This window comes from Vibrio sp. V01_P9A10T6 (genome assembly GCF_963877065.1).
GTDB classification, from domain to species: domain Bacteria; phylum Pseudomonadota; class Gammaproteobacteria; order Enterobacterales; family Vibrionaceae; genus Vibrio; species Vibrio anguillarum.
On record NZ_CAWNTB010000013.1, the window covers coordinates 1 to 11561 of the forward strand.

Genomic DNA, 11561 nt, shown 5'->3' on the forward strand with positions numbered 1-11561 from the left:
ATGTGACATACATTAAAATATTATTTGACTAGAAAGTCATCGCTTATATTGATAATGATTGACTAACGACTAATTATCCACAATCGTGTTAATAACGTGGATTAAAGAATATTTATCCTAGAAATGATTCTAAAATTGTGAATATAATCTCATGAAACTGAATACTGCATTTTCTTGATTTAGTCCAATAATGATAGGTTGTTCACAATAAGCTTCTGAAAATTTACACATAAACTCGATTAATGTGCCATTTCAATCGTAATAAATGCATAAATTTCCTGAGTCACTTAGTTTCCTTACTCCATCAAAACGCACAATAGCATGCGTATATTGAGCGACTTAATGGCTTGTTTTCTGTTGAAACTGCTTCACGCTGCGCTTTTGAGCACTGCGGCGGTTGGCTTGCTTATCACGCGGTTTGCGCTTCGGTTCACCGCTGGTCGGTTGGTCTGTCACTGGAAAATCGGTCAACGCCTGCAGCGGTAAAGCGCGCTGCGTTAAGCTACGGATTGCCTCCAGCGCTTGGCTTTCACCATGGCAGACCAGCGAAATCGCCACACCACCTTGACCAGCACGCGCTGTGCGGCCAACGCGGTGAATATAAACTGGCGCACTAGGCGGTAAATCAAAATTGATCACCACTGGCAGCGCGTCAATGTGAATACCACGCGCCAGTAAATCGGTGGCCACCAGTACATCCATTTGATTCGCTTTGAAATCGGCTAACGTTTGCTCGCGAATAACTTGATCTTTTTCACCATGCAAAGCTGCCGCACGAATACCCGCTTTGAGTAATTTTTTCGCGACCGCGTCAGCACTATCACGAGCGCTAATGAACACTAATACTTGCTGCCCAGCTCGCTGCTTAATCAGAGCAATTAATGCTTGTGCTTTACTGCCCTTATTCACAAGGTAGAGCTGCTCTTCAATTTCTTCCACCACTTGATTGGCTTGATTCGCCTCTATCTTTACCGGGTTATTTAACACGGCCAATGCCACCTGTTCGAGATCGGCGGCGAGTGTGGAGGAAAACAACAACGTTTGTTTGGTTTGGGGCATAAAACTGAGCAGGCGTTGTACATCCGGCCAAAACCCCATCTCTAACAGTCTGTCAGCTTCATCTAACACCACACTGTGCATCGACTCCAATGAGATCAGTTGCTGTGTGAGTAAATCAAGCAAGCGGCCCGGTGTCGCGACGATTAAATGCGGTAATTTGGCCAACTGCGCAAGCTGCTCTTCTTGGGCCACTCCCCCGCATAAAGTGCATAAGCTAATACCCATTTTGCTTGCCACGGTACTCAGCTCTTGGCTGACTTGTTGTGCTAATTCACGGGTAGGAACAATGACAACGGATTGAATTTCAAGAGTATTAACTTCAATCCGTTGCAGTAAAGGCAAACCATAAGCTAACGTTTTACCACTGCCCGTCTGCGCGAAGGCAAGCACATCTTGCCCAGAAAGTACGGCTGGAATAGCCAATTGTTGGATTTTGGTCGCCGTGTGTCGCGACGCAGGCAGCGCAGCCATCAAAGGGGCGCTTAAGTTAAGCTTAGAAAAATTCATAAACGACTAGCAGGGTGAAAAAGGTTGCGCCGAGTCTAAAGCTATTCATTCTCCATCACAACTGTCGATACGGATCAGGACTGAATCTGGCCGCCAGTACTCAAATTCGCAGTCCATGATCTCGCCATCTTGTTTGTAATTGACTCGACAAATTTTCAGTACAGATTGACCAGCGGCTAAGTTAAGGGCTTTTGCCACATGAAGAGGCGCAGCCGTAGGGATTACCTCAAAACGAGAACGCGTGGTGATGTAACCGTATTTTTGCTGATAGAGATGCGTTAACGAAGCGGTTAAATTTTCCTCTAATATCTTTGGAAACCACTGCGCAATCAGGCAGTTTTCGACAAACAGTACCGCTCGCCCGTCAATCGAGCGCAACCGTTCAATAATATGAATGGGCGTAATTCGGTCAATATCCATCGCTCTTGCATACTCACGAGAAGCCATCACGCTGCGTACCGCAACTAGCTTAGTTTCTGCGATTCGGTGCTGCTCGCGGAGCATCTGGTGGAAGTGGCAACGCGATAGCGGGTTATAATGAATTCGCGCCGGAGAGACAAACCAACCACGCCGCTCTTCTCGGTAAATCAATCCTTCCGTTTCCAGTGAAACCAAAGCGTCTTTAATCGTAATGCGCGTTGTATTAAACAATTCACTCAATTCACGTTCAGATGGCAGTTTTTGTCTGTCGCTCAGCATCCCACTGCAAATTTGCTCACGAAGAGTGCTTTTAATGTTGCCAAGTTGGGTCTTTTCTAAAGGAGCATTTGCCACTGGCAAAGCGCTGCGAAATCTCATGCGTGACCTAGTCCAATAGTATACAGAGTGAATAAACGCCTTTTAGACTACTCAACGCAGATAACAGATTTATGACAGGCTAATTGATTGAATTTGAAATAAAAGTGAAATTAAAAATCACCAAAAATGTCAAATAACTATACCGAAAACGTCACAGTTCTTCCTTAGGATAAAAATCGAACTTACTGACCTAGTCCAGAAGGATAGCGACAATGAAAACCTTATTTACCCGCGCAGCGACTGCCACAGCACTTGCGCTGACTCTTTCGACTTCGGCCTTTGCTAAAGAGGCTGATTTACAATCTTTGATCAACGCAGCGAAACAAGAAGGCCAAGTGTACAGTGTTGGTATGCCCGGCAGTTGGGCTAACTGGCAAGACACGTGGAGCGATTTAGGTAAAATTTATGGCCTAAAACACCAAGATACGGATATGAGCTCAGCGCAAGAAATTGCCAAGTTTGAAGCCGAAAAGAAAAATGCGACCGCCGATATTGGTGATGTTGGCTTTGCGTTTGCTCGCGTGGCGGTGAAAAAAGGCGTAACTCAAGCGTACAAACCGAGCACTTGGAATGACATCCCTGACTGGGCCAAAGATAAAGATGGCCACTGGGCTCTGGCTTATACGGGCACCATTTCATTTATCTCGAACAATAATCTAGTCAAGAATGCGCCAAAAACGTGGAACGATTTGCTCAAAGGCGATTACAAAATCAGTATTGGTAATGTAGGCGTTGCCGCGCAAGCAAATAATGCCGTACTAGCCGCTGCTTTTGCTCATGGTGGCAGTGAAAAGAACCTCGATCCGGCAATCGAATTTTTTGCCAAACTCGCCAAGCAAGGGCGCTTATCATTTACAGACCCAAGTATCGCTAACCTCGAAAAAGGTGAAGTTGAAGTGGCCGTATTGTGGGATTTCAACGCCCTAAGTTACCGTGACCAAATTGACCGTAACCGCTTTACCGTTAACATTCCGCAAGATGGTTCTGTGATTTCCGGCTACACCACAATCATCAATAAATACGCCAAAAACCCAAATGCGGCCAAGCTAGCACGTGAATACATCTTTAGCGATCAAGGCCAAATCAACCTTGCACAAGGCTATGCTCGCCCAATCCGCAGCAACGTTGCACTGCCTGCTGCGGTACAAAGCAAATTGATCGCTAACGATCAATACCAGAACGTGAGCCCAATTAGCGACTTTAATGCTTGGGAAAAATCAGCTCGTCAATTGCCACGTCAATGGCAAGAAAATGTCATTATCCACCAGCAGTAAGAGGCAACCATGAACAATAAGGTGATCCTTGTTGTTCTTGATGGACTCAATTATTCCGTAGCCCGTGATTGCATGGGCTACTTAAACGGCTTAATTGAGCAGCAAAGAGCAACCTTATACTCCCTACAATGTGAATTACCTTCGTTATCGCGTCCTTTGTATGAATGTCTACTCACTGGCGTAAAGCCTGTCGAAAGCGGCATTGTTCATAACCACATTGTGCGCCTTTCACATCATCAATCCATCTTCAGTTTGGCAAAAGAGCAAGGGCTGACAACAGCCGCAGCGGCGTATCATTGGGTCAGCGAGCTCTATAACCGCGCGCCTTTTGATGCAACGCGCGATCGTTTTACCTGTGACAAAACACTCAATATTCAGCATGGCTGTTTTTATCACTGGGATCACTATCCCGATGAAGCACTGTTTTTAGACGCCGAACACTTACGTCGTACTCATCAGCCTGATTTTTTACTGATCCATCCAATGAATATCGATGATGCTGGGCATAAGTTTGGTCTTGATTCAGGACAGTATCGTAATAGTGCACGCATGGCCGATGCGCTGTTATCTCACTTTTTAGAAAGCTGGCTAAACGATGGCTACCAAGTGATGGTGACCAGCGATCACGGCATGAACAATGACAAGTCACACGGCGGAATATTAACCGAAGAGCGCAACGTCCCGCTGTTTGTATTGGGCGATCAATTTTCGCACCAAGCTTGTGAGATCAAACAAACTGAGCTCTGCGGCCTATGCTGCCAACTGCTTAATCTTGATCACAATAAGCCCTTTTCTGCGGAGTGCTTAGCATGATCAGTAGCCAAGTTATTAGCAAGCCTAGCGCCGTGCTGAGCCAATCAACGCGCTGGGCACACAAACTCAAACCTGCGTTATGGCTCGCCCCTTTTGCGCTGTTTTTCTACTTATTTCAGCTCGCCCCCATGCTGTGGGTTCTGTTCAACAGCTTTATCTCTGACGATCAATGGTCACTGGACCATTATCGCGAAATCTTCAGCTCATCCTTTATTTTACAAGGGCTGGGCAACAGTTTGTGGCTCGCCATATGGTCCAGCGTCGCGGGCCTTGCGATTGCAGCAATGTTGGTCGCCTCCTTACGCCGAGTCGATGGCAAGCTGCGCGATGGTGTGATCGCCTTTACCAATATGAGCAGTAATTTTGCTGGCGTCCCTTTGGCATTCGCTTTCATTATTATTCTTGGGGTCAACGGCGCACTGACTTTGTTGCTCAAGCAATACGGTTTGATTGAAGAGTTCAACCTGTACGGCAAATGGGGACTGCTGGCGATGTATATCTACTTTCAGATCCCTCTTGGCGTGCTGCTGCTCTATCCTGCATTTGATGCGCTCAGTGATGACTGGCAAGCGGCGGCGTCCACTCTGGGTGCCAACGGATGGCAATATTGGCAAAAAATCGCCTTGCCTGTGCTTTCACCAGCCCTACTCGGCACCTTGATTATCCTAATCGCCAATGCGATGGGCGCATATGCCAGCGTCTACGCACTCACATCCGGCAACTACAACGTCATTACGGTACGCATTGCCAGTTTAGTGGCGGGAGATCTGTTCTTAGAGCCCAATTTAGCCGCCGCCATTTCCGTGGTATTGATGCTAATTTTAGCCTTCATTACTGTGATCAATCAGTGGCTAATTGCGAAAAGCTATAGCGCAAGGAGCACTCATGCAAAACGCTAATCCTAACCTTAATAAAATCACCTTTCATAAAAGCGTGGTCTATTCCATCGTGGGAGTGATGTTGCTGCCCATTTTAGCCACCTTGGTTTATTCCTTTTCTTCACGCTGGGGCGCAACGATTTTACCCGATGGCTTCACCTTTGACTGGTATCTCAAACTGCTGACCGACCCTCGCTTTCTCGATGCATTTGGCCGCTCATTGCTGATTGGCATCGCTTCTCTGACACTCAGCGCGGTTTTGATTATTCCGGCGATCTTCGTGGTGTTTTACTATTTCCCTCGTCTCGATAAAGTAATGAACCTGCTGATTTTAATTCCTTTTGCGGTACCGCCTGTGGTCTCTTCAGTTGGATTACTGCAACTGTACGCCGATAGCCAATTTCCAATTGTGGGTACACCTTGGATTTTGATTGGCACTTATTTCACCATTGCGCTGCCGTTTATGTACCGTGCAATTGCCAACAGTTTTGAGGCGATCCATCTGCACGATCTCATGGACGCCGCGCACCTGCTCGGCGCAAGCACCAGCCGTGCTTTTTTACTGATCGTACTGCCAAACATTAGAAAAGGGTTGATGGCTTCGCTGTTTCTATCCTTCTCTTTTCTACTTGGCGAGTTTGTATTTGCGAACATTCTGGTCGGCACGCGCTATGAAACCTTGCAGATTTATCTCTACAACATGCGTCAGACTAGTGGTCACTTCACCTCCGCGTTAGTGATGACTTACTTCCTATTTATCTTTTTACTGACTTGGCTCGCCAGTCGTTTTAGCCGAGGATCCACTCAATGAATTCCACGACCCACATAACCTCTCGCTCTGATTACGTCCACGTCGCCAACCTCACCAAACGTTTTGGCAACAATACCGTTTTTGAAGGGATTGAATTTTCCATTGAGCAAGGGGAATTTGTCACGCTACTTGGCCCGAGCGGCTGCGGGAAATCGACCTTATTACGCAGTTTGGCTGGCTTAAATCCCGTCGATGACGGCGAAATTTGGGTCAACGGTGAAAACATCACTAACCAAACACCACAGCAACGCGGCATTGGCATGGTGTTTCAATCCTACGCTCTGTTTCCGAATATGACGGTGGCTGAAAACATCGCTTTTGGCCTCAAAATGCAAGGGCAAGACAGAGCTTACATCGCGCGCGAAGTACAAAAAGTGGTCGAACTGGTTTCGCTGATAGGGAAAGAAAAACACTATCCCAACCAGCTCTCGGGTGGACAGCGCCAACGCGTCGCTTTAGCTCGCGCCTTAGTGGTCAAACCGCGTATTTTGCTACTTGATGAACCCCTTTCAGCACTGGATGCCAAAATTCGCAAACATTTACGCCAGCAGATCCGTGATATTCAAAAAGAGCTCAATCTCACCACCGTATTTGTAACCCATGATCAAGAAGAGGCGATGATTCTCTCTGATCGTATTTTTTTAATGCACCAAGGTGAAATCGTTCAGCAAGGCTCCCCAGAAAGCATTTATACTCAGCCAGCCAATGAGTTTGTGGCTGGTTTTATGGGCCATTACAATTTAGTAGAGGCGGCCACCGCCAAGCAGTTGTTTAACATAGACACGGCTTGGAAAGTGGCTATTCGCCCCGAATCCATCTACGTCAAGGAAGCTGGGCGGAGCTATGGTGCCCATGTTTCTGCGCCGCAACATGGCACCATCAAGCATCACCAATTACTGGGTAATGTGATTCGCTACCATGTGGATGTGCGAGGCTGCGAGCTCACGGTCGATTTACTCAATCGTTCGTCAGAGCGATTATTTGCCACTGGCAGCCAGCTAGAGTTGCTGTTTAACCTTAACGAAATACAACCTGTGAGAGCCTAAATAGATGCCGACACCTCTATACGTTTTTGATATGGACGACACATTGATTGACGGCGACTGCGCAATGATTTGGAGCGAATATTTGGCCGATAAGGGCATAGCGAGCGACCCTGATTTTGTCGCGCAGGATAGGCTGATCATGTCACGCTATGCCAGCGGTGAAATGGACATGGAAGATTACCTCGATTTTGCGATGCAACCTTTGCTCACCCTGCCCACAGAGCAAGTCCAGCGCTTGGCGGACGATTGTGTCACTACACGCATCGTACCTAGGCTATTTCCTCAAGCCAAAGCACTCATTAAACAGTTAACGGACGAGCGTATCCAAATGCTCATTATTTCTGCGTCGGTCAGTTTTTTGGTTAAAGCTGTCGCCCGTAAAATCGGCGTTGCAGAGGCGATGGGTATCGATATGGTCATAGAGAACAACCATTACACCACGCATATTTTGGGAACACCCACCTACCGAGACGGTAAAGTCACTCGCTTAAATGAATGGCTAGCTGAGCGCCCACAATACGTGGGTCAAGTGCATTTTTTCACTGACTCGATCAATGATTTACCTTTGTGTCTACATGCCGATTTTACCTATTTGGTCAACCCATGCACGCGCCTCATCCAATACGCGCAGCCCCAACAATGGCCGATATTAAAGTGGGGCTAATCACATCCTCTACTTTTGATGAATCATGTAACTTGAGGCACTGGCGGTAAACTTCTAGTATGAAGACAATAAGTTAACCGAGCCTCTCGCCATGAGCATGAAACATCGCATTGCCTTTATCTCTCTTTTACTGTCAACTCTCAATGCTTGCTCGCCGGAAAATAGCGCGCAAGCATTGGGCACTTTAGAACGAGACCGCATCACTTTTTCCGCCACCGCCAATGAGATCATTCGCGCGCTTCCTGTCGCGGAAGGCAGCGCAGTGCATGCTGGCGAAATATTGGTTCGACTGGATACCAGAAATCAGCAGGCGGTGCTGGCCCATGCACTCGCAGAGGCGGCCAAAGCGCAAGCGTATTTGCTCAAACTGAGCAATGGTGAACGCCAAGAAGACACGGCGGCCGCACAAGCCAAAGTCAATCGCGCGCAAGCCAAACTGACAGAGGCGTTGCAAAACTTCAAACGTGTGGAAGAACTGGTTGGTAAAAAGCTCCTCAGCCAATCAGAAAAAGACAGCGCCACCGCCACGCGTGATGCCGCTCGCGCCGAACTCGATTCTGCAAAAGAAGAGTTTGCTAAGCTCACCGCTGGCACTCGCCCTGAAGATATTGAACAAGCGCAAGCGGCGCTGACCGCCGCCAAAGCCGACGTCTCACTGCAACAGCAAAAGCTCGACGAGTTAACCATTGTCGCAACCCGCGATGGAATTTTGGATAACCTCCCATACAACTTGGGTGAGCGCGTCCCAAACAACGGCATTGTCGCTATCATCCAAGCCAGCCGCATCCCTTATGCTCGCGTCTACGTTCCCGCACCACATCGTTTAGCGGTCGTGCCGGGCGCACAGTTTCCAGTGCATATCGACGGTATAAAAGAGCCGCTGCAAGGCACTGTGCGTTGGGTGGCAACGGAACCCTCTTTCACGCCTTACTACGCACTGACCGAAAATGAACGCGCCCGCTTAATGTATCTAGCCGAAGTGGATCTGCCCGAATCCGCGCAATCGCTCCCTTCTGGCATTCCGGCGCAAGTCGATTTAGCGAGGCAAAAATAGTGACTGAACTCGCCATTCACGCCCGTAATGTGGTCAAAAAATTTGGGGATTTCACTGCGATTGAAGGCATCAATCTGAGTGTCCCCAAAGGAACCATTTACGGTTTTCTCGGCCCAAATGGTTGTGGCAAATCGACCACAATTCGCGTACTCACGGGTTTATTAAGCCCTACCTCCGGCAGTGTTGATGTGCTGGGGTTAGCGATCCCAAAACAATCCGAGCAATTGCGCCTAAAAATTGGTTATATGACACAAAAATTTTCGTTATACGATGATTTAACCGTAGAGGAAAACCTACAATTTATTGGACAAATTTTTGGTATGCCGCGCAAAGCATTGGCACAACGACTCAATGAACAGTTGTGCACTTATGGGCTTGATCAGCGCCGAAAACAACGCGTAAGTGGGATGAGTGGCGGTCAAAAGCAGCGCTTGTCACTAGCAGCCGCCACGATGCATAAACCTGAACTGCTGTTTTTGGATGAACCAACGTCAGCGGTCGATCCTGAAAATAGACGGGAATTTTGGGAACAATTGTTCGATCTTTCAGACCAAGGCACCACCATTTTGATCACCACTCACTACATGGATGAAGCGGAACGCTGCCACCGTTTAGCCATCATGGAATCGGGTTTAATTCGTGCAGATGGTGAGCCAGAAACCTTAATGAACACGATGGGCGTCAACATTGTCGAAGTCCGAGCCCATAATTTGCGCCAATTAAAAGAAAAAGTCATGGCTCGGGCGGAGGTTCGCTCTGCTGCGCAACTTGGCATCCGCTTGCGGATCCTTATTCATCAACAAGTCACACAACCTATCGCGTGGCTAAAAACAACCTTCCCTGAACTGGCTGAAGCTGAGATGAATCTAGCTCGCCCAAGTTTGGAAGATGTCTTTGTCACTGTGACTGGCAAGGGGCGTCAATGAAAGCACTGTTTCGAATGAAAGCGGTGATGGTGAAAGAGATACGCCAACTCTCGCGAGACAGAATTACGTTTGGCATGGTAGTGATGATCCCACTGATCCAGCTGTTGCTATTTGGCTTTGCCATCAATACTGACGTACGCAATATTCCGATCGCCATCGTTGATCAAAGTGAAAGTACCCTCGGACGGTTAATTGTAGAGTCAGTCAAAGCCACACAGGTTGTGAGCGTCAAACACACTTTTGCCACAGCAGAGCAAGCTGAACATGCGATTGAACAAGGTAACGTGAGAGCAGCGCTGATCCTGCCAAAAGATCTCACCCAGCGCGCGGTGCAAAAACGCGTGTTAGGTCAGTGGATTGTTGATGGCTCCGATACGATGATCAGTGCCTCCATTTTAGGTCTGCAATCCATGCCGCTGACCGATTTTGATTTTGACATTCGTCCAGCTACCGTCAAAACCTTTGAAGTCACGCTGTTTTATAACCCCACTCGCCGCTCTGCGGTCAATATCGTACCCGGTTTACTGGGGGTCATTTTAACCATGACGATGATCCTCTTCACCAGTGCCGCGATTGTGCGAGAAAAAGAGCGCGGCAATTTAGAACTGCTGATCACAACGCCAATTCACTCTATTGAGCTTATGGTCGCCAAAATTGTGCCCTATATCTTTGTCGGATTAATTCAGGTCTTCATCATCTTGGGCTTAGGGCATTTTATTTTTGACGTGCCCATTAATGGTGCGATCAGCCAAATTCTCTTCGGTACTTTGCTGTTTATCGCCGCCAGTTTGACCTTAGGTTTGGTGATTTCAACCATTGCTTCCACTCAACTGCAAGCCATGCAAATGACTGTTTTTATTTTACTGCCTTCGATTTTACTTTCTGGATTTATGTTTCCCTACGAAGGCATGCCAGTCGCAGCGCAGTGGATTTCTGAAGCGTTGCCTGCGACTCACTTTATGCGCATGATCCGCGGGATTGTGTTGCGCGGTGCTAACCTCATGGATCTATGGCGAGATGCATTATGGATGTTGAGCTTTACCGTCGGTGGGATTATCGTCGCGTCGTTGAGATTTAAGAAATCCCTTGATTAACGCCATTCACATTTGAAGGCTAATTTTTAAGCCAAAAGAAGGAAACTAACATGTTAAAGTCACTGATGACCAAAGCGTTATTGTGTGTAGGCCTGATCTCCAATACCTCAGATGCATTGGCATCAGAGCGCTCAACGATAGCATGGCAATGGATTGAAAATGGCGCGCTTTTAGTCGATGTTCGAACCGCAGCAGAATTCGCAGCTGGCCATATTGAAGGTGCATTAAACTACCCACTTGATACTGTTAGCCGTGCTTTTTCTCACATCGATAAACAACAACCGATTGTGGTTTACTGCCGCAGCGGCAATCGATCGGGCCAAGCCATGGCCTATTTACTCGAGCAAGGGTTCACTCAAGTACATAACGGCGGCGGTTTAGAGGAAATGATCATTCATCCTTCGGCAATAAAGCCGCTCAATTGATGTTAGCCTACTCACATTCACGTTATCGCTCTTGTTTGTTCTTAATTGGCTCTCAAAGCGCAACAGAAAGACAGCGCTTGTTATTCGGCAACAATGATCGATTTTTTGATTGGAACGTAGAAGATGTTCGATAACCAATCTCAACGGTATACAGCATGCAAACGTACAAAACCTTACGCTTGATCCTAGGCGATCAGCTCAATATCAAGCAC

Annotated in this window: 12 protein-coding genes; 10 read left to right on the forward strand and 2 right to left on the reverse strand. The window is 47.5% G+C overall.

The features are described 5' to 3' along the window. Nucleotides 1-339: 339 nt before the first annotated feature. On the reverse strand, nucleotides 340-1566 hold the full coding sequence (locus AACQ21_RS00885; RefSeq protein WP_105977399.1) for a DEAD/DEAH box helicase: 1227 nt from the start codon (nucleotides 1564-1566) through the stop codon (nucleotides 340-342). A gap of 45 nt (nucleotides 1567-1611) precedes the next feature. Further along, nucleotides 1612-2364: a UTRA domain-containing protein gene (locus tag AACQ21_RS00890; RefSeq protein ID WP_105977400.1), complete on the reverse strand. Its 753-nt coding sequence runs from the start codon at nucleotides 2362-2364 to the stop codon at nucleotides 1612-1614. 212 nt (nucleotides 2365-2576) lie between these two features. Between AACQ21_RS00890 and AACQ21_RS00895 the strand changes: the two genes are divergently transcribed. From AACQ21_RS00895 to AACQ21_RS00940, 10 genes are all read left to right on the forward strand, one after another. Continuing rightward, a complete protein-coding gene (locus AACQ21_RS00895; protein ID WP_105977401.1) occupies nucleotides 2577-3638 on the forward strand; it encodes an ABC transporter substrate-binding protein in 1062 nt (353 codons plus the stop codon). Nucleotides 3639-3647: 9 nt separating this feature from the next. Further along, complete coding sequence (locus AACQ21_RS00900) at nucleotides 3648-4451, forward strand: alkaline phosphatase family protein (protein WP_010318641.1); 804 nt, start codon at nucleotides 3648-3650, stop codon at nucleotides 4449-4451. Beyond that, on the forward strand, nucleotides 4451-5350 hold the full coding sequence (locus AACQ21_RS00905) for an ABC transporter permease (protein ID WP_105977406.1): 900 nt from the start codon (nucleotides 4451-4453) through the stop codon (nucleotides 5348-5350). The genes AACQ21_RS00900 and AACQ21_RS00905 overlap by 1 nt, the downstream gene beginning before the upstream one ends. Beyond that, complete coding sequence (locus AACQ21_RS00910) at nucleotides 5337-6140, forward strand: ABC transporter permease (protein WP_105977402.1); 804 nt, start codon at nucleotides 5337-5339, stop codon at nucleotides 6138-6140. The genes AACQ21_RS00905 and AACQ21_RS00910 overlap by 14 nt, the downstream gene beginning before the upstream one ends. Next, nucleotides 6137-7186 carry an ABC transporter ATP-binding protein gene (locus tag AACQ21_RS00915; RefSeq protein WP_105977403.1) on the forward strand — a complete coding sequence of 350 codons (1050 nt, stop codon included), beginning with the start codon at nucleotides 6137-6139 and terminating at the stop codon, nucleotides 7184-7186. The genes AACQ21_RS00910 and AACQ21_RS00915 overlap by 4 nt, the downstream gene beginning before the upstream one ends. 4 nt (nucleotides 7187-7190) lie before the next feature. Next, the gene (locus AACQ21_RS00920) at nucleotides 7191-7850 is read left to right on the forward strand and encodes an HAD family hydrolase (protein ID WP_017049313.1); all 660 of its coding nucleotides are present in this window, start codon (nucleotides 7191-7193) and stop codon (nucleotides 7848-7850) included. A gap of 91 nt (nucleotides 7851-7941) precedes the next feature. Then, the gene (locus AACQ21_RS00925) at nucleotides 7942-8904 is read left to right on the forward strand and encodes an HlyD family secretion protein (protein ID WP_105977404.1); all 963 of its coding nucleotides are present in this window, start codon (nucleotides 7942-7944) and stop codon (nucleotides 8902-8904) included. Beyond that, nucleotides 8904-9830: an ABC transporter ATP-binding protein gene (locus AACQ21_RS00930; protein ID WP_017044975.1), complete on the forward strand. Its 927-nt coding sequence runs from the start codon at nucleotides 8904-8906 to the stop codon at nucleotides 9828-9830. Before AACQ21_RS00925 ends, AACQ21_RS00930 begins: the two co-directional genes overlap by 1 nt. After that, nucleotides 9827-10924 carry an ABC transporter permease gene (locus AACQ21_RS00935; RefSeq protein ID WP_013868268.1) on the forward strand — a complete coding sequence of 366 codons (1098 nt, stop codon included), beginning with the start codon at nucleotides 9827-9829 and terminating at the stop codon, nucleotides 10922-10924. The genes AACQ21_RS00930 and AACQ21_RS00935 overlap by 4 nt, the downstream gene beginning before the upstream one ends. Before the next feature lie 50 nt (nucleotides 10925-10974). Then, on the forward strand, nucleotides 10975-11349 hold the full coding sequence (locus tag AACQ21_RS00940; protein WP_105977405.1) for a rhodanese-like domain-containing protein: 375 nt from the start codon (nucleotides 10975-10977) through the stop codon (nucleotides 11347-11349). The last annotated feature ends 212 nt before the right edge of the window (nucleotides 11350-11561 follow it).

Coding starts and splice junctions, on each gene's coding strand:
- AACQ21_RS00885 (WP_105977399.1), bottom strand. CDS start 1,566: ATGAATTTTTCTAAGCTTAACTTAAGCGCCCCTTTGATGGCTGCGCTG.
- AACQ21_RS00890 (WP_105977400.1), bottom strand. CDS start 2,364: ATGAGATTTCGCAGCGCTTTGCCAGTGGCAAATGCTCCTTTAGAAAAG.
- AACQ21_RS00895 (WP_105977401.1), top strand. CDS start 2,577: ATGAAAACCTTATTTACCCGCGCAGCGACTGCCACAGCACTTGCGCTG.
- AACQ21_RS00900 (WP_010318641.1), top strand. CDS start 3,648: ATGAACAATAAGGTGATCCTTGTTGTTCTTGATGGACTCAATTATTCC.
- AACQ21_RS00910 (WP_105977402.1), top strand. CDS start 5,337: ATGCAAAACGCTAATCCTAACCTTAATAAAATCACCTTTCATAAAAGC.
- AACQ21_RS00915 (WP_105977403.1), top strand. CDS start 6,137: ATGAATTCCACGACCCACATAACCTCTCGCTCTGATTACGTCCACGTC.
- AACQ21_RS00920 (WP_017049313.1), top strand. CDS start 7,191: ATGCCGACACCTCTATACGTTTTTGATATGGACGACACATTGATTGAC.
- AACQ21_RS00925 (WP_105977404.1), top strand. CDS start 7,942: ATGAGCATGAAACATCGCATTGCCTTTATCTCTCTTTTACTGTCAACT.
- AACQ21_RS00935 (WP_013868268.1), top strand. CDS start 9,827: ATGAAAGCACTGTTTCGAATGAAAGCGGTGATGGTGAAAGAGATACGC.
- AACQ21_RS00940 (WP_105977405.1), top strand. CDS start 10,975: ATGTTAAAGTCACTGATGACCAAAGCGTTATTGTGTGTAGGCCTGATC.